17 protein-coding genes are annotated in these 17,419 nt (G+C 72.4%); 6 read left to right on the top strand and 11 right to left on the bottom strand.

All coding sequences use genetic code 11. The annotated features are described in order from the left end of the window. Positions 1-72 precede the first annotated feature (72 nt). From ACLVWQ_RS15245 to ACLVWQ_RS15235, 3 genes are all read right to left on the bottom strand, one after another. Positions 73-1,077 (bottom strand): Gfo/Idh/MocA family oxidoreductase, encoded by a 1,005-nt coding sequence (locus tag ACLVWQ_RS15245; protein ID WP_414109182.1) that lies wholly within the window; start codon positions 1,075-1,077, stop codon positions 73-75. Positions 1,078-1,151: 74 nt separating this feature from the next. Next, on the bottom strand, positions 1,152-1,928 hold the full coding sequence (locus ACLVWQ_RS15240; protein WP_414109181.1) for an SDR family oxidoreductase: 777 nt from the start codon (positions 1,926-1,928) through the stop codon (positions 1,152-1,154). Between the two features lie 51 nt (positions 1,929-1,979). Further along, positions 1,980-3,158 (bottom strand): phytanoyl-CoA dioxygenase family protein, encoded by a 1,179-nt coding sequence (locus tag ACLVWQ_RS15235; RefSeq protein ID WP_414109381.1) that lies wholly within the window; start codon positions 3,156-3,158, stop codon positions 1,980-1,982. 154 nt (positions 3,159-3,312) lie between these two features. Between ACLVWQ_RS15235 and ACLVWQ_RS15230 the strand changes: the two genes are divergently transcribed. Then, positions 3,313-4,413 (top strand): LacI family DNA-binding transcriptional regulator, encoded by a 1,101-nt coding sequence (locus ACLVWQ_RS15230; protein ID WP_414109180.1) that lies wholly within the window; start codon positions 3,313-3,315, stop codon positions 4,411-4,413. Here ACLVWQ_RS15230 and ACLVWQ_RS15225 read toward each other — a convergent pair. Further along, positions 4,347-4,784, bottom strand: coding sequence for a DUF4442 domain-containing protein (locus ACLVWQ_RS15225; RefSeq protein WP_414109379.1), 438 nt, complete (start codon positions 4,782-4,784; stop codon positions 4,347-4,349). The genes ACLVWQ_RS15230 and ACLVWQ_RS15225 overlap by 67 nt on opposite strands. Before the next feature lie 196 nt (positions 4,785-4,980). Here ACLVWQ_RS15225 and ACLVWQ_RS15220 point away from each other — a divergent pair, with 196 nt between their 5' ends. Then, on the top strand, positions 4,981-6,027 hold the full coding sequence (locus tag ACLVWQ_RS15220; RefSeq protein WP_414109179.1) for a hypothetical protein: 1,047 nt from the start codon (positions 4,981-4,983) through the stop codon (positions 6,025-6,027). Between the two features lie 240 nt (positions 6,028-6,267). Continuing rightward, positions 6,268-7,557, top strand: coding sequence for an MFS transporter (locus ACLVWQ_RS15215; protein ID WP_414109177.1), 1,290 nt, complete (start codon positions 6,268-6,270; stop codon positions 7,555-7,557). Between the two features lie 18 nt (positions 7,558-7,575). On the opposite strand, the gene ACLVWQ_RS15210 is transcribed toward ACLVWQ_RS15215, so the two are convergent. Both ACLVWQ_RS15210 and tuf read right to left on the bottom strand, forming a co-directional pair. Beyond that, positions 7,576-8,421, bottom strand: coding sequence for a spermidine synthase (locus ACLVWQ_RS15210; RefSeq protein WP_414109175.1), 846 nt, complete (start codon positions 8,419-8,421; stop codon positions 7,576-7,578). 149 nt (positions 8,422-8,570) lie between these two features. Further along, a complete protein-coding gene (gene tuf, locus ACLVWQ_RS15205; protein WP_414109173.1) occupies positions 8,571-9,740 on the bottom strand; it encodes an elongation factor Tu in 1,170 nt (389 codons plus the stop codon). Positions 9,741-10,424: 684 nt separating this feature from the next. Here tuf and ACLVWQ_RS15200 point away from each other — a divergent pair. Next, the gene (locus tag ACLVWQ_RS15200; protein WP_414109171.1) at positions 10,425-11,198 is read left to right on the top strand and encodes a TVP38/TMEM64 family protein; all 774 of its coding nucleotides are present in this window, start codon (positions 10,425-10,427) and stop codon (positions 11,196-11,198) included. A 125-nt stretch (positions 11,199-11,323) separates the two neighbouring features. Here the strand turns inward: ACLVWQ_RS15200 and ACLVWQ_RS15195 are convergent, their stop codons facing one another. Genes ACLVWQ_RS15195 through ACLVWQ_RS15185 form a run of 3 tightly spaced genes read right to left on the bottom strand, consistent with a single transcriptional unit; the run spans position 11,324 to position 14,240 of the window. Continuing rightward, entirely contained in the window at positions 11,324-12,043 is a 720-nt protein-coding gene (locus ACLVWQ_RS15195) for a cupin domain-containing protein (RefSeq protein ID WP_414109169.1), read from the bottom strand. After that, positions 12,040-12,984: a PmoA family protein gene (locus tag ACLVWQ_RS15190; RefSeq protein WP_414109168.1), complete on the bottom strand. Its 945-nt coding sequence runs from the start codon at positions 12,982-12,984 to the stop codon at positions 12,040-12,042. The genes ACLVWQ_RS15195 and ACLVWQ_RS15190 overlap by 4 nt, the downstream gene beginning before the upstream one ends. Then, on the bottom strand, positions 12,981-14,240 hold the full coding sequence (locus ACLVWQ_RS15185; RefSeq protein WP_414109166.1) for a Gfo/Idh/MocA family protein: 1,260 nt from the start codon (positions 14,238-14,240) through the stop codon (positions 12,981-12,983). Before ACLVWQ_RS15185 ends, ACLVWQ_RS15190 begins: the two co-directional genes overlap by 4 nt. Positions 14,241-14,549: 309 nt before the next feature. Between ACLVWQ_RS15185 and ACLVWQ_RS15180 the strand changes: the two genes are divergently transcribed. Continuing rightward, positions 14,550-15,425, top strand: coding sequence for an undecaprenyl-diphosphate phosphatase (locus ACLVWQ_RS15180; protein ID WP_414109165.1), 876 nt, complete (start codon positions 14,550-14,552; stop codon positions 15,423-15,425). 199 nt (positions 15,426-15,624) lie between these two features. Next, positions 15,625-15,804, top strand: coding sequence for a hypothetical protein (locus ACLVWQ_RS15175; protein ID WP_414109163.1), 180 nt, complete (start codon positions 15,625-15,627; stop codon positions 15,802-15,804). Positions 15,805-15,861: 57 nt separating this feature from the next. Here the strand turns inward: ACLVWQ_RS15175 and ACLVWQ_RS15170 are convergent, their stop codons facing one another. Both ACLVWQ_RS15170 and ACLVWQ_RS15165 read right to left on the bottom strand, forming a co-directional pair. Then, positions 15,862-16,803, bottom strand: coding sequence for an NmrA family NAD(P)-binding protein (locus tag ACLVWQ_RS15170; protein ID WP_414109162.1), 942 nt, complete (start codon positions 16,801-16,803; stop codon positions 15,862-15,864). Beyond that, positions 16,800-17,297, bottom strand: a complete 498-nt coding sequence (locus ACLVWQ_RS15165; RefSeq protein ID WP_414109160.1) for a nuclear transport factor 2 family protein — start codon at positions 17,295-17,297, stop codon at positions 16,800-16,802. Before ACLVWQ_RS15165 ends, ACLVWQ_RS15170 begins: the two co-directional genes overlap by 4 nt. Between the last annotated feature and the right edge of the window lie 122 nt (positions 17,298-17,419).

Raw genomic sequence — 17,419 nt, 5'->3', positions numbered from 1 at the left:
GGTCGACGAGGGCCGGACCGGCGATGCGGGCGGCGCCCAGCACTCCGATGCGCAGGGGCTCGACGGGAATCGTCATGCGCCGCGTACCTCCTTGATCGTCACGGTGCGGTGTTCCCGCAGGGAGAGCGTGCAGGCGTCGGCGATCCAGCCTGCCTCCAGCGCGTCGGCGACCGTGCACGGCGAGGTCCGCCGGCCGGCGACGACATCGGTGAACGCGCTCAGTTCGGCACGGTACGCCTCGGCGAAGCGGTCCATGAAGAAGTCGTGCGGAGTGCCCGCGGGGAAGGTGACACCGGGCTCCACGGAGCGCAGCGGCAGCCTGTCCTCCAGGCCGGCCGCGATGCTGTCCTTGAAGCCGTGCAGTTCCATGCGGACGTCGTGACCGCGCCCGTTGTAGCGGGAGTTGGAGACCACGGCGAGCGTGCCGTCGTCCAGTGTGAGGATCGCCGCGGTGGTGTCGGCGTCGCCCGCCTCGGCGATGTAGGGCTCGCCGCGGTTGCTGCCGGTCGCGTACACCTCGGTGACCTCGCGCCCGGTGACCCAGCGGATGATGTCGAAGTCGTGCACGGAGCAGTCGCGGAAGATGCCTCCGGAGGAGGCGATGTACGCGGCCGGGGGCGGCGCCGGGTCCAGGGTGGTGGACCGCACGGTGTGCAGGGTGCCGAGTTCGCCGCTGCGGACGGCGGCGCGGGCGGCCATGAACCCGGCGTCGAAGCGCCGGTTGTAGCCGATCTGGATCTCGACGCCGCTGTCGCGCACGGCGTCGAGGACCTCGACGCCCTCCTTCATGGTGCGGGCGACGGGCTTCTCGCAGAAGACCGGCACACCCGCCTCGACGGCGGCGCGCAGCAGGCCGGGGTGGGCGTCGGTCGCGGCGGCGATCACCACGCCGTCCACGCCCGCGGCCAGCAGGGCCTCGGGCGAGTCCGCGGCCTCGGCGCCGAAGCGCTCGACGGCCGCCGTGACCGCGCCGGGGTACGGGTCGCAGACGACGAGGGAGTCGACCGCGTCGAGCCGGGAGAGGGTCTCGGCGTGGAAGGCGCCGATCCGGCCGAGGCCGAGGATGCCGATACGCATGGTTCAGGGGCTCCTTGATCACGTGCTTGGGTGCGTGCGTGTGCGGGTGCGTCACGCGGTGGGCCGGCTGCCGATCAGTCGAGACCGCCGAGGACGTTCTGGTCCCAGTCGATGACCGAGCCGGTGACGACTCCGCTGCGGTCGGAGAGCAGCAGCACGACGAAGTCGGCGATCTCGTCGGGCCGGCCGAGCTTGCCCATCGGCAGCCGCCGCGCCGCCTGTTCGCGCCAGTCGTCGCCCGCGCCGTGGAAAGCGCGCTGGGTGGCGTCCTCGCCCTCGGTCTCCGTCCAGCCGATGTCGAGGCCGTTGATCCGGATCCGGTCCCAGCGGTGCGCGTGCGCCGCGTTGCGCGTGAGCCCGGCGAGTCCGGCCTTGGCGGCGACGTACGGGGCGAGGAAGGGCTGCCCGCCGTGCTCCGAACTGGTGATGATGTTGACGACCGTCCCTGGCGCCTCGCGGGCCACCATGTCGGCCACGGCGGCCTGCATGGCGAAGAACGGGCCCCTGAGGTTGACCGCGATGTGCGCGTCGAACAGCTCGGGGGTGGTGTCGAGCAGTGTGCCGCGCGAGGTGAGCCCGACGGAGTTGACGAGGCAGTCGATCCGGCCGTGGGCGGTGATCACCTCGGCCACGCTGCCGCTCGCCTGCCGCGCGTCGGCGAGATCGGCCCGTACGTACAGGGCCTTGACACCGGCCCCGGTCAGCTCGGCGACGAGTGCCTCACCGGGCTCGGGGCGGCGGCCCGTGACGGCGACGGTCGCGCCCTCACGGGCGGCGGCCCGCGCGACGGCCGCGCCGACACCCTGGGTTCCGCCGTTGACGAGAACGACCTTGTCGTCGAGAAGTCCCACAGTCTGTTCCTGTTCCCTTCGGATCTCGGCTCTCGGCTCCCGCGAGCGCTGTCAGCTCTCGCGGCGGACGGCGGCGGCCCGCAGCGCGTCCCGGAGGTACTCCGGGGACCGCTCCTCACGCAGTGCGGCGCGCACGAGGTCCGCCTGGGACTGCGGCGCGAGGCCGTCGACGGGCGGGTCGGAGTCCAGGTTCGTCGGGAACGGGTAGCCCTCCGCGCCGGCCGCGACGACCGTGTCCAGCCACTCCTGGCTCGCGCCCGCCGCCTTGCGCTTCAGCAGCACCGGGTAGACGGCGTTCGACAGGGCCTCGCGGTCGACGCTCTCCATGGCCCGGCCGAAGGCGGAGGAGACCTGCAGCAGGTTGGCCATGCGGCGGATGTCCGCCGACCTGTTGTGTCCCGCGGCGTGGAAGAGGGCGGGGTTGAAGAACGCCGCGTCCCCCGCGGCCAGCGGCAGCTGCACGTGGTGCTCCTCGAAGTACGTGTGGAACTCCGGCAGCCGCCAGGCGAGATAGCCGCTCTCGTACTTCTGCGAGTGCGGCAGGTACAGCGTCGGTCCCGACTCGACCGGCATGTCGACGTGGGCGACCGCGCCCTGCAGGGTCAGCACCGGTGAGAGGCGGTGGACGTGCGCGGGGTATGCGGCGGCGGCCTCGTTGCTGAGGAAGCCCAGGTGGTAGTCGCGGTGCACGGTCTGCGCGGCGCCGCCCGGGTTCACCACGTTGATCTGCGAGGTGACCTGGTAGCCGGGGCCGAGCCAGGCGAGGGAGACCAGGGCGAGGATGTCGTTGGCGTAGTAGTCGGCGAACGCCTCCGGGTCCAGCAGGGCCGCCTTCTCCAGCGCGTTCCAGACGCGGTCGTTCGCGCCCGGCTTGGCGAAGTGGTCGCCCGCGGTGGCACCGGAGGCACGCTGCTCGGCGATCAGCGCCTCGAAGGCCCCGGTCGCCCGGCCGAGTACCCCGGGGTCGGGGAAGGCGCCCTTGAACACCACGATGCCGGGTCCTTCGGCGAGCGCCCGGACCAGCTCCGCCTGTACGTTCCCGCGGCCCTCGGGCGTACGCGTCGCGGCGCGCAGGCTCTCGCTGTCGTACAGCAGGACGTTCTGCTCGACGGCCGCGGCGTACGGGTAGCCGGCCGGGTCGGTGCTCTGCTCGACCAGCTCACGGAACCCGTCGAGGTCGCAGTCGTGCGCGGACAGCCAGGTGCGGGGTCCTGAAAGGGTGCGGGACATCGTCGTCCTCTCGGAGTCGTCCTCTGCGGTCGCGGCCTCTGCGGTCGCGGCGAACCGTCCGGCGTCGCGGCGGCGCGTCGATGCCATTCTTGTGATGCGGGATCCCTCAAGCAATCATCAGCGAGCCGTCAAAAACCCCTCAAGGAGCCGACGCATGGGCCATCCGTACGCGATCAGGGAGATAGCCCGCCAGGCGGGGCTGAGCGAGGCCACCGTCGACCGGGTCCTGAACGGGCGGGGCGGCGTCCGGGAAAGCACGGCCAACTCGGTGCACCAGGCCGTCGCGGACCTGGACCGGCAGCGGACCCAGGTCAGGCTCACCGGCCGCACCTTCATGACCGACATCGTCATGCAGACGCCGGAGCGGTTCTCCAGGGCGGTGCGCTCGGCCCTTGAGGCCGAACTGCCGTCACTGAGCCCGGCCGTACTGCGCTGCCGGTTCCACTTCCGGGAGTCGGGCACGCCGGACGGGCTGATCGCCACGCTCGACCGGATCGTCAGGCGCGGCTCCCAGGGCGTGATCCTCAAGGCCCCGGACGTACCGGAGGTCACGGCGGCCGTCGGCAGGCTGGTGGACGCGGGCATCCCGGTGGTGACCCTGGCGACCGACCTGCCCGCCAGCGGCCGGCTCGCCTATGTGGGCATAGACAACCGGGCGGCGGGCGCCACCGCCGGATACCTGATGGGCCAGTGGCTCGGCGAGGGCCCGGGGCACGTCCTGACCACCATCAGCCGTGGCTTCTACCGGGGCGAGGAGGAGCGCGAGATGGGGTTCAGGGCCACCCTGCGGTCGCTGCGTCCGGCCCGGCGGCTGGTCGAGGTGACCGACAGCGACGGCCTGGACGCCACCCAGTACGACCTGGTGCTCGCCGCGCTCCGGCAGGACCCCGGGATCAGGGCCGTCTACTCGATGGGCGGGGGCAACAACGCCACGCTGGAGGCCTTCGACGCCGTCGGCCGGGAGTGCGCCGTCTTCGTCGCGCACGACCTGGACCACGACAACGCCCGGCTGCTGCGTGCCGGGCGCCTGTCCGCCGTGCTCCACCACGACCTGCGCCAGGACATGCGCACCGCCTGCCAGGCCATCATGCGGGCCCACGACGCGCTGCCCGCCGACCCGGCGCCCTCGCTCCCGTCGGCGATCCAGGTCGTGACGCCGTACAACATGCCGCCGCGGACGCCCGGTCCTCAGCTGTTGGGGCGCAGCGTCCAGACGACGGTCATCTCGCCGGTCACGGCGCCGTCCTCGCGCTGAATGGCGACGGCCACCGGGAACTCCGGACGCCGGCCGGCGTCGAGTTCGGCGACGACGTCGGCGATCGGCCGCCCCAGGGTGGCGGTGGCCGTGACGGGTCCCCTGGCCAGCTTCCGGAACGCGATCTCGGCGCTCACGGCCAGCGGCACGGCCCGTGCGAGCTGGTCCCCGAACGCGGCCAGCACGACCGCGCCGCTCGCCGACTCGCCCAGGGTGAACATCGCCCCGGCATGGGGTCCGCCCACGTGATTGTGGTAGTCGCTCTGGTCGGGCAGTGCGAGCACGGCCTTCTCCGGAGTGGTTTCGAGATACTCCAGCTTCAGGGTCCGGACCATCGGCACCGTGGCGGCGAGCATCTCGCCGATCGACATCTGATCTGCGCTCATGGCCGCATGTTACCCACGAGTAGCGAATCTTGACCAGAAGGCCCGCGTCTCCGCCCCCGCTCCACAGGGGTCCTTGGTGCCGTCAGATCCGCATAAAGACCCATCTGACTCCTGATCCGGTACGTACCTGACGAGAGGCGGTGACCGAACCGTGTCCCGTGCGGCACTAGGGTTACTGGCCATGTGGCCAGGAAACCAGCCGCCCGGGGGCGAGCAGAACCCGCAGGACCCGAACCTCAATCCGTACCAGCAGCCGGGGTACCCGCAGTCGGGGTACCAGCAGCCGAATCCGTATCAGCAGAGCGGATACCAGCAGACCGGACCGCAGCCGCAGACTCCGTACACGCAGCCGGGGCAGCCCGGCTGGAGTGCGCCCGGCGCCCCGAAGCCCCCGGAGGGCGGCGGCAGGAACCGGACGAAACTCGTCGCGATCGTGGCCGCCACGGCGGTGGTCGTCGCGGCCGGTGTGACGGGCCTGCTGGTCCTGGGCGGCGACAAGGACGACGAGGCCGAGGGCAAGAACGGCAAGGGCGGCACCACGAAGCCGCCGTCGTCGAGCGCGGCCGAGGACCCCAGCGCGTCCGCGTCCACGACGGAGGAGAACCCGCGCGGCACGGACGCCGAGAAGCCGACCGTCGCGGGCTGGAAGGTCGTCATCAATCCCCGCTTCGGCACGATGTTCGACGTGCCCGCCGAGTGGGAGATCGAGAGCACCGACACGAGCGTCGGCTTCGAGTGGGAGGAGAAGGGCAAGACCGACCGCACCACGGTCACCGCCCCCGCCTACCTCAAGTCCAAGTGGTGCACCACCGACAGCGACAAGGACGGCCGCGAGGAGGACACCGCGCTGGCCACCGCCGGGACGCGCGGCGAGAACGGCGCCAAGGACTCGGCGGAGGCCGCCGAGACCCGCGTGCCGTGGTGGATCTTCGGCGGCTACACGCAGCCCGACAAGAAGAGCGTGAAGTGGGACAAGGCGACCGCCTACACCACGAAGTCGGGCCTCAAGGGCAGCGTCGCCAAGGCGCACTCCAGCAACACGCCGCAGAACAAGAAGTGCGACAGCGAGGGCAAGGCCATCACCTTCGCCTTCAAGAACGGCGCGGGCGACTTCGTCACCTGGAACCTGTACGGCGCCCAGGGCGTCGACGGCGAGATCCCCGAGGCAACGGTCCAGAAGATCCTGAGCACCGTACGCCTCACCAAGGACGCCCCGACAGACGGCTAGAAACCGGCGGCATTTCAGGGGCGCGGGGAACTGCGCACCCAACCCCCACCCACCCGCACCCAACAACGGACCGCAGCATTTCAGGGGCGCGGGGAACTGCGCACCCAACCCCCACCCACCCGCACCCAACAACGGACCGCCCCTCCCCTCCCCAGCGACGGACGTCGAAACTCGGCGCGGGACAGGAACAGGCCGACAACCCGTTTGGCAAGTCGCCCCGCCGCCGGGGATAGTCGCCAGGTGGACCCCGCCGCCGACTCCCCCACCCGACCGCGCCGCCCTTCCTGGGCCGGCCGCAACTACACCCTGCTGACCGCCGCCGCGGTAGTGACGAACCTGGGCAGCCAGGGCGCGCTCATCGCGGCGGCGTTCGCCGTCCTCGACGAGGGCGGCGACGGCGGCGACGTGGGCCTGGTGGCGGCGGCCCGCACCCTGCCCCTCGTCCTCTTCCTGCTGATCGGCGGCGCGGTCGCCGACCGCCTCCCCCGGCACCGCGTGATGGTCGCGGCCAACGCCCTCAACTGCCTCTCCCAGGCCGCGTTCGCCGCACTCGTGCTCGCCGGTGAGCCCCAGCTCTGGCAGATGATGCTCCTCACCGCGCTGGGCGGCACCGGCCAGGCGTTCTTCAACCCCGCAGCCGAGGGCATGCTGCTCTCCTCCGTGAGCGGCAAGCAGGCCGGCCGCGCCTTCGCCGTGTTCCGCCTCGCGATGCACGGCGCGGGCCTCGGCGGCGCCGCGCTCGGCGGTGTCATGGTCGCGCTCGCCGGGCCGGGCTGGGTGCTCGCCGTGGACGCGGTGGCCTTCGCGGTCGCGGGCGCCCTGCGCGCCTTCCTCGACGTCGGTCACATACCGCCCCGGGTGCCGGGCACCGGCCTGCTCGCCGACCTGCGCGACGGCTGGCGGGAGGTCGTCGGACGGCCCTGGCTGTGGGCGATCGTCGCGCAGTTCTCGGTCGTGGTGGCCGTCGTCGGCGCCGCCGAGGCGGTGTACGGCCCCCTGGTCGCCCGGGACAGTCTCGGCGGCGCCGGTCCATGGGGCCTGGCCCTCGCCGCGTTCGGCGCGGGCACCGTGGGAGGCGCGCTGCTGATGATGCGCTGGAAGCCGCGCAGACTGCTGCTCGCCGGGACGCTCTGTGTGTTCCCGCTCGCCCTGCCGTCGGCCGCGCTCGCCGTACCGGTCGAGGTCGGCACCCTGTGCGCGGTGATGTTCGTGACCGGCGTCGCCATCGAGGTGTTCGGCGTCTCCTGGATGACCGCGCTGCACCAGGAGATCCCGGAGGACAAGCTCTCCCGGGTCTCGGCGTACGACTGGTTCGGCTCGATCGCCATGGTCCCGCTGGCCACCGCCCTCGCGGGCCCGGTCGAGTCGCTCTTCGGACGTACGGCGGCGCTGTGGGGCTGCGCGGTCCTGGTCGTCGTGGTGACGGCCGCGGTGCTGTTCGTGCCCGACGTACGGAACCTGACGCGGCGTACGAAGGAAGTGACGCAGGGACTGCCGGCGAAGAGCGAACCTGCGCGCTCGGAGGGCTGACCGGCCCGCGTCCCCCGGTCAGCCGATGCTGAACGCCCCGGCGGGCGGCTCGGGCGACGGCACCGCGTCCTCGTCCCGTACGGGCCGCGCGTCCCCCATGAAGACCCGCAGTGTCTCCCCGTGCTCGACCCGGGCCGGAAACGCGTCGGAGGCCGTGCGGCGCGTGAGGGTGGCGGTGTCGAGGGGCCGGTGCGAGGCGACGAGCACCGCGTTCCCGAAGCGCCGGCCGCGCAGCACGCCCGGTTCGGCGATCAGCAGCAGCTCCTCGAACACGGTGGAGAACGTGGCGAGTTGGGAGCGCAGGAAGGTGAAGGGCGAGGCGTCGGCGAGGTTGGCAAGGTAGACGCCGTCGGCCCGCAGTACGCGCGCGGTCTCGCGCGCGTACGCCACCGAGGTCAGATGCGCGGGCACCCGGGAGCCGCCGAAGACGTCGGCGACCAGGACGTCCGCGGAGGCCGCGGGGGCGGTTTCGAGCCAGGCGCGGGCGTCGGCGCCGTGCAGCGTGATGCCCGCCTCCTCGGGGACGGGCAGCCGCTCGACGACGAGGTCCAGGAGCCCGCTGTCGGCCTCGACCACGTCCTGCCGGGACCCCGGCCGGGTCGCGGCGAGATACCGGGGCAGGGTGAGCGCCCCGCCGCCGAGGTGCAGCGCGTCCAGCGGCCGGCCGGGCTCCGCGACCGAGTCGAGGACGTGCCCGAGCCGTCGCGCGTACTCGAACTCCAGGTACGTCGGCTCGTCCAGGTCGACGTACGACTGGGGCGCCCCGTCGACCGTCAGCAGCCAGGCGCGCTCCCGGTCGACGTCCGGCATCAGCTTGGCGGTCCCGTGGTCCACGGTCCTGCTCACGGGTATCGGCTCGTCCACGGGTCCCATTGTGCCCGTACGGACGATCGGGCCGGGCCGGTACGGAGGTGCACGGCCCCGCCTCCCGTCGTGGAAGGCGGGTCCGTGCGCCGGGCGGGCACCCGACCGGCGCCCGCCCGGCACCCACCACCCTGTCGGCAGCGCCGGGTTCAGCCGACGGCGGTCACCGTGCCGGCGCCGACCGTCCGGCCGCCCTCACGGATCGCGAAGCCGAGGCCCGGCTCCAGCGGGATCTCCCGCCCCAGCTCGACCGTCATAGTGACGGTGTCGCCGGGCCGCGCGACCGCGCCCCCGCCGAGGTCGACGTCGCCGACCACGTCCGCGGTGCGGATGTAGAACTGCGGCCGGTAGCCGGTGGCCACCGGCGTCGTCCGCCCGCCCTCGCGCGCCGACAGGACGTACACCTGCGCGGAGAAGCGACGGCTGGGGACGACGCTGCCGGGCGCCGCGACGATGTGGCCGCGGCGCACGGCGTCGCGCGGGACGCCGCGCAGCAGCAGCGCCACGCTGTCACCGGCCTGCGCCTCGTCCATGGGCTTGCCGAACGTCTCCAGGCCGGTGACCACCGTGTCCACGGCGGCCCCGAGCACTTCGACCCGGTCGCCCACCCTGACCGTGCCGCGCTCGATCGCTCCCGTGACGACCGTGCCGCGTCCGGTGATGGTGAGCACGTTCTCCACCGGCAGCAGGAACGGCGCGTCCAGGTACCGCTCGGGCAGCGGCACATAGGTGTCCACGGCGTCGAGCAGCGCGCCGATCGCCTCGGTCCACCGGGGGTCGCCCTCCAGCGCCCTGAGTCCGGAGACCCGTACGACGGGGACGGAGTCGCCTCCGTAGCCGTGCGCGGTCAGCAGCTCGCGGACCTCCAGCTCCACGAGGTCGGTGAGCTCCTCGTCACCCGCGTCGGCCTTGTTCAGGGCGACGACGATGTGGTCGACGCCCACCTGCCGGGCGAGCAGCACGTGTTCGGCGGTCTGGGGCATGATCCCGTCGAGCGCGGAGACCACGAGGATCGCCCCGTCGAGCTGGGCGGCGCCCGTGACCATGTTCTTGACGTAGTCGGCGTGACCTGGCATGTCCACGTGCGCGTAGTGCCGGGTGTCGGTCTCGTACTCGACGTGCGCGATGTTGATGGTGATGCCGCGCGCGGCCTCCTCCGGCGCCCGGTCGATCCGGTCGAACGGTACGAAGGTGCCGGAGCCGCGCTCGGCGAGGACCTTGGTGATGGCGGCGGTCAGGGTGGTCTTGCCGTGGTCGACATGACCCATGGTGCCGATGTTGAGATGCGGTTTGGTGCGCACGTAAGCCGTCTTGGGCATGGCTGTACCTCGAAGCCTCTTCGGTGTCAGCAGAGCTGAGTGAATGGCCCCGGCGTCAGAACGGCCGGGACAGGGACCCCGAGGACCTGCCGACCCTCCCCCTGGGGGGTCCGCCGGACGATCCGGGGAGGGTCAGCTTCGGGTGCCTTCTGTGGCGGCCGCAGTGCTCAGGAGGGCAGCCTTCGTGGCATCCGCGACCGCGGATGCTGCGCAGAGGAAGGCGTACCGGAACATGAGGCGATCATCGCTGACGGGTGCGGCCGCGTCGAATGGTTTTCCGTCGGCTTTCCGTGGGCGCGGGCCACGGGCAGGAAGCCGGACGAGAGACGCCTCACATGCCGGCGCGGGTGGTCGACGGCGAAGTGCTGCCACTCGCGCTCCGACGGCCGCCCGCAGCGCGACGCCACCGCAGTGCGGTCGGCCTCGTCCGGCGGGGGCGGTCCCGCCAGGGCCGTACGGGAGAGCGCGCGGCGATCAGGCGTGGTCAGGCCCGGGAAAGGGGCGACGTCCTTCCGCTACGCGCGCGCCGACGCGGCGGTGTGGGTGAGGGGCAGCCGCTTCAGCGCGGTGTCCACGAGGAGGCTGTGCTGCGACTCGGGGCGGTCGTCCGATGTTCCGGAAGCTGTGACGCCCATGAGACGAACCATACGGCGAACACATACACGGGTCGGTTAGTGTCGCCGAATGCTCGATGCCACCACCCGCTCTGGGGGCACCGCCACGGTCACTCCCCCGCTCCCCGCAACGGAACTCGTCCCCGTCGAGTTCACCGCCGCGCCGACAGGCCTGGCCGCCCGCTGCACCAGAGCGCTGCTCTCGCCGTGGTCGCGGCTCTCGCTGCTGGTGACGCTGCTCGTGTCGGCCGCCGCCACCGTGCTGCTGTTCGAGCCACAGAAACTGCTGTCCGACGGCTGGCCACCCCAGCTGAACGGTGCCGCGGCGGCCGTGGTCTTCGCGGTGGCGTACGGACTGTGCACGGTCGCGTTCGTGCCCCGGCCGATCCTCAACCTCGGGGCGGGCGCCCTCTTCGGCTCTCAGCTGGGGCTCGGGGCCGCGCTCACCGGTACGGTCCTGGGCGCCGGGATCGCCTTCGGTCTCGGCCGGATGCTGGGTCAGGACGCGCTGCGCCCGCTGCTCCGCGGCCGCTGGCTGAAGGCCGCCGACGGGCAGCTCAGCCGGCACGGCTTCCGCTCGATGCTGGCCGCGCGGCTCTTCCCCGGGGTGCCGTTCTGGGCCGCGAACTACTGCGCGTCCGTGTCCCGGATGGGCTGGTTCCCCTTCCTCCTCGCCACGGGGCTCGGCTCGATCCCCAACACCGCCGCGTACGCCGTCGCGGGCGCCCGCGCCTCGGCTCCGACCTCCCCGGCCTTCCTGATCGCCATGGCCTTCATCGCGCTGCCCGCACTGGCGGGCGCGATCGTCGCCTGGCGCAAGCGCCACCACTTCCGTTCCCGCTGACACGGCCCCGCCGGTCGGCGGGCAGCCGACACTGCCGGGTGCGGGCCGCTCACGGCTGAGCGCGCAGTTCCCCGCGCCCCTGGAAGCGGGGCTGCGCGGCCGGCGCTTTCATCTTTTGGAGGCCCCTACGGCCCCGGGTACACCTCAAGCCGCCCGCACATCCCGAACTTCCCGTGTGCCGAAGGCTGTTCGGCCCGTACGGCGGCGTCGGCGAGGTGGGACAGGTCGCCCCGTTCCAGCCGTTCGAGCTGGTCGCCCGTCGCCGCGGCCGCCGCCTCGGCACCTCGCCGCCACCGCTCACGCCAGTCGGCGAGCCGGGGCCGTACGAGGGCCGCGGCGGCCCGGTGGAACGCGGCGAGGGGCTCGGGCCCCGGCGCCTCGCGCAGCGCCCGGTACCCCTCAAGGGCGAGGTCGCGCCGCTTGCGGGCGATCCGCTCCTTCTCCTCCTCGGAGGCGTCCGGCGGGATGACGGTCGCGGCGGCGTAGGTCTCCGGGTCGGTCAGATACGCGGGCGGCAGCGTGAGCACCGCGTCCCCCGCCTCCGGCAGCCCGCTGTTCTGCATGAGGACGGTGATGCGCAGATCGCCGTCGTTGACGAGCCGGTGGACCGTGCCGGGCGTGAACCAGGCGACCGTGCCGGGCGCGAGCGGCGTGACCTCGTACCCGGAGGTCGTCAGGGTCTGCACCGCGCCCCGCCCGCCGGTCACGACGTACGCCTCCGAGCAGGTCAGATGCAGATGCGGGGTGCCGCCGCACACCCCGTCGTCGGCGGGCCAGTCGTAGACCGACAGATGCGAGACGGCGACCCCGCCGGGCAGGCCCGCGAAGCCCTCCGCGGCGCTCACCACGGGTGCTCCGCCAGGTACTTGGCGATCTCGTCGCGTTCCCAGGCGCCGTCGGCGACGACCACGCGGTAGCGGCGGGTGAGTGTGTCGCCGGGCGCGAGTGACAGCTCGTCGAAGAAGGCGAAGGAGGGCGCGACCGCCGCGAAGGGCTGGTTGCGGACGAACCAGTGGGCGGGGTGGGCCCCGTGCTCACCGGTGTGGCCGTTCTCGGGGGCGTGCGCGAAGACGAGCGTGGCGTGCCCGTCGGTCACGTCGTGCTCGGCGGAGTACGCGAGCCACGGCGCCTGCTGCCCCATCAGGCCGGGCCCCTCCGCGTCGGGCCCGATGATCCGCCCGTCCCGGAAGCCGCGGGGGCCGCGCCAGAACAGGCCCGTGTACCCGGCCAACTCACGCCCGGCCGTCGTGGGACTGCCGAACCGCAGGGGTTCGTCCCGCCGGTTGGTGACGGCGGTCGTCCAGGTCAGGGCCCAGGAGCCGGCGGCCGGGTCCACGTCGTGCACCTCGACACGGCGCTCCTCCTCGGCCCAGAGCGAGCCGGCGTACGGATGCCAGGTGAGCCGCTCGGCGATGACCGCGCCGCCCGAGCCCGCGCTGTTGGCCTCGACCCGGTCGAACGCGACGTGCCGCATCGACCCGACCCGCTCGGGGAGTTCGAGATACCCCTCGCCGTGGACGTACGTGTTGCCGCCCCACAGGTTCGAACCCGACAGGTGGGAGGCCGTCATCTGCAGGCCCTTGTGCCAGCGGTGGTCGTTGGGCCGGTAGTCCGTGACGACGTCGCCCGCGAGTGTCCTGATCGGGTGCAGATACGGCTTCGGGGCCTCCCAGGCCGCCTCCGGAGCGTAGACATAGCTGAACAGCTCCACCCCCGTGGTGGGTTCGGTGACCGTCACGCGGTCCCCGTGGGCGTGGACGACGCTCAGTGCGCCTCGTGCCGTCATGCCGGTGCCTCCTCGTGCGTCACGGGTGCCGCGGGTGCCGCGGGTGCCGTCGGTGCCCAGCCGGGCGCGCCACCGTGCAGGGCCGTGTAGTAGGGGTCACCGGGGCCGATGTCGCCCGCGCGGACGGTCGTGTCCGTGAACGCCGACTTGTAGAGCGCGGTGATCAGTTCGAGGCTGGTGCGGCCGTCGGCGCCGCTGCTGCGCGGCCGTTCGCCCGCGCGCATGCTCGCGACGAGGTCGCGCAACTGGGCCAGGTGCGAACTGGGCACGTCGGGGCCGAAGTCCTGCCAGACCGCCACGTCCTCGGCGGGCGCGTCCGGCGCCGGGGTGATGCGCCAGTTGTCGTTGCTGTGCCCGTAGAGATGGGTGAGTTCGACCGTGGCGCGCTCGCAGTCGATCCGGATGCGGCTGATCTCGTCCGGGCTGAGGACGCTGTTCACCACGGTCGCGAGGGCGCCGCTCCCGAAGCGCACGAGGGCGGTGGAGACGTCCTCCGTCTGCACGTCGTGCACCAGGCGTCCGGCCATGGCCCGCACCTCGCTCCACGGTCCGAGCAGGTCGAGCAGGAGGTCCATCTGGTGGATGCCGTGCCCCATCGCGGGACCGCCGCCCTCGGTCTCCCACTTACCGCGCCAGGGCACGGCGTAGTAGGCGGCGTCGCGGTACCAGGTGGTCTGACAGTGGGCCACCAGGGGGCGCCCCAGGGCCCCGTCGGCGATCAGGCGGCGCACGTGCCGCGCGCCGGAGCCGAATCGGTGCTGGAAGACGATGGAGGCGTACGGGCCGCCCTCGGTGCCCTCCTGCGCCTCCACGGCGTCGAAGTCGGCGAGGGTCGGCACGGGAGGCTTCTCGCACCACACCCAGGCACCGGCGCGCAGCGCGGCCTCGGTCTGCTCGCGGTGCAGGGTCGGCGGGGTGCAGACGGAGACGAGGTCCGGCCGCTGTTCGGCCAGCATCCGGTCGAGATCGGTGTATCCGTGCGGGACACCGCCGTCCGCGCAGAAGCGCTCCACCGCTCCGGCGTCGATGTCGACCGCGGCGACGATCTCCACCTCCCCCTCGGCGGCGAGCGCGGCCAGGGCGGGCAGATGGCTGCCGGAGGCGATGGCTCCGGTCCCGATGACGGCGGCCCTGATGCGGCGGCCTTCGAGCGGGACCGCCGCGGACCGCCGCTCGTTCCCGGGGTCCCGGTGCACGCCGTCCTCGTGTCCGTGCTCGGTCGTCTTGTCTGTGGGGGCGTCGCGGGAAGTACGCATGTACAGGATCAGCACTCCATCGGACGTGACAGCGGATCGGGCAGGCGCCTGCCCGGCGCGGTGATCACGGGACGACCCCCGCCGAGAGCAAGCGCTTTCACCCTTCGCGGAAACGTAAGCAGCCGCATCGTCGCGGGTCAACACCCCCGCCGTCACCGCGGAACCTCCACAGGGGAGCCCTGTCGTCGCCCGTACACCTTGGGGCGCTACGCTGCCCCGGACGCGCCCTGATCACGCAGGCGACACCACGGCTCGTCCGTCCGCCCATTCGCTGCGCTCACGCCATCAGCACTTGGATCACGTAACTTCATGTCTTGGTTTGAATCCCTCATCCTCGGACTCGTCCAGGGGCTGACCGAGTTCCTGCCCGTCTCCTCCAGCGCGCACCTGCGACTGACCGCGGCGTTCGCGGAGTGGAAGGACCCGGGAGCGGCCTTCACCGCGATCACGCAGATCGGCACGGAGGCGGCGGTACTGATCTACTTCCGCAAGGACATCGGCCGGATCATCTCGGCCTGGTTCCGCTCGCTCACCGACAAGGCGATGCGGCAGGACCACGACGCCCGGATGGGCTGGCTGGTGATCATCGGCTCGATTCCGATCGGCGTGCTCGGCGTCACCCTCAAAGACCAGATCGAGGGGCCGTTCCGCGACCTGCGCGTCACCGCGACCACGCTGATCGTGATGGGCGTCGTGCTCGGCGTGGCGGACCGGCTCGCGGCACGCGACGAGTCCGGCGGGAAGCACCGGGTCGCGCGGGAGCGCAAGTCGCTCAAGGACCTGAGCGTGAAGGACGGCCTGATCTACGGCGTCTGCCAGGCGATGGCACTCGTCCCCGGTGTGTCGCGCTCCGGCGCCACCATCAGCGGCGGCCTCCTCATGGGCTACACCCGCGAGTCCGCGGCCCGCTACTCGTTCCTGCTCGCCGTCCCGGCGGTGCTCGCCTCCGGCGCGTTCGAACTGAAGGACGCGAGCGAGGGCGGTCACGTCTCCTGGGGCCCCACGATCTTCGCGACGATCGTCGCCTTCGTGGTGGGTTACGTGGTGATCGCCTGGTTCATGAAGTTCATCACGACCAAGAGTTTCATGCCGTTCGTCTACTACCGCATCGCGCTCGGCATCCTGATCATCGTGCTGGTGAGCATGGGCGCGCTGAGCCCGCACGCGGCGGAGTCGTCGGGCTGACGTCCGCACACACGCACGGGGTTCCCTCGACGACGAAGCCGCCCGCCTGATTCCCTGTGGCGGGCGGCTTCGCGCTCGGAGCCCGCCGCACCGGAGGCCAACTCGGAGGCGCCCAGGCGGTGATGGCGTGACCAACCGCATACGTCACGGGTAGTCATCCGGTAGCGCACCGTCAGTCTTTGGCCTTACGCTGATGCGCATGTCCCCCGAATCTCCGACCCATGGTTCCGTGCGGTCTTCGGCCGTACTGAACGACCACATCCGAGCGTTATGGATCCGCGCGGGCGGTTACCTCTCGCCCCAGGACCGCGCCGAGTACGAACTGCTGGTCGTGGCCTGGGCCGCGGCGGTGCGCGAGGAAATAGTCGAAGCGGCCTGACCTTCGGCCTCCGGCCTCCGACCTTCGACCGCAGACCGCCGAGGCACGCCGGCCCGGTCACACCGCCGGTGTCGCCCGCGCCGCCGCCGCCGTCACCCGTGCGGCCTGCGCGACCCGCGCCGCCCGTACCGCCCGCGTGACGTGGTCCCGGAAGGTGCGCGGCGGGCGGCCCGTGAGACGCCGGACCGTGTCGGTGGTGCGGTCCTCGGCCCCTTCCGCGTTCGAGCGGTCCAGGCCGGCCAGCATCGCGGCGTACTCGACCGGCATCGAAGCCGCCAGACGGTCCCTCATCTCCTCGTACGCCAGCGCCCGGTGAACGACCGCGCGCCCGGTCACGTCCGTGAGGACAGCCGCCACCTCGGAGTGGCTCAGCGCCTCCGGCCCCGTGACGACCAGGTCCGTACCCGGGGCCTTGGCGTCGGTCAGCGCGTGCACGGCGACGGCCGCGATGTCGTCGGCGTCGACGAAGGCCACCCGCCCGTCCCCCGCCGCGGTGCGGATCACCCCCTCCTCCCGGACGCTCCGGGCGTGCGGGTGCTCGCCCGTGAAGTTCTGCATGAACCAGGACGGCCGCAGCACCGCCCACTCGTCGAACAGACCGGGCAGCTCCCGGTGCACCTGCCCGACGACCGGGCCTCCCGCACGGATCGCGGACGAACTGAGCAGCACCGCACGGCGCAGCCCGGACGCCCTCGCCTGCGCCAGGAACGGCAGCATCACATCGGCCGGTGTGGCGGAGTCCACGGGCGCGACGAGGTAGACGCGGTCCGCGCCCCGCAGCGCCTCCTCGTACGTCGCCGGGTCGTGCCAGTCGAAGCGCACGGCCTCCGCGCCGTCGACGGGGGTGGCGCCCCGGCTCGCGGCCCGCACCCGGTGACCGAGTGCGGCGAGTCGGGAGGCGACCCGGCTGCCGGTGGTACCGGTCGCTCCGAGGACGAGGGCGGTACCGGGGCCGGTGCCGAGGGTGGTGCCGAGAGTGGTGCCGCCGTGGGCCGTCATCGGTCGCTCCGCGTGAAGTCGGCCGCGCCACCCCGGGAGACCGCGAGGGGGTTCCAGTAGTCGCGGTAGTGGGTGATGAGACCGCCGGCCACCGTCACCACGGCGACGTAGGTCATGTCGAACGGAGCCCCGGTCTCGACCAGTTGCCCCACCCCGCGCATCTCCACCACGATCCTCCCGGACTCGGTGCTCTCGTGGATCTCCACGGCGGGGAAGTCGTGCAGGTCGATGTGGTCGGGATAGTGGCGCATGTAGTCCAGGACCGCGGCCCTGCCCGCCAGCCGCTTCGGCCACCCGTCGGGCGCGAAGGGGAATTCGAGAACGCCGTGTTCGTCCCACAGGTCGACCCAGGCGGGGATGTCCTTGTCGAGCAGCAGCCGCAGCCCTCGGCGGAAGAGGTCGGCCGGTCGCTCGGCCGTCTGCCCGGTGGCCGCGGTCGTGGCGTCGGTCGTTGCGTCGGTCGTGGCTGCGGCCGGGGTCATGTTCGTGGTCATGGATCTCCTCCGATAAGATACGGACCGTCGGTCCGCTTGACCCAGTCGACCATACGGACCGACGGTCCGCTTATGCAACCCGCACCTGCCCCGCCCCCGCTTCGCCCCCGCCGGATCCTCGG

It is taken from the genome of Streptomyces sp. CWNU-52B, from assembly GCF_047444975.1.
GTDB lineage: Bacteria > Actinomycetota > Actinomycetes > Streptomycetales > Streptomycetaceae > Streptomyces.
This window is presented reverse-complemented; position numbering and strand designations above follow the sequence as displayed.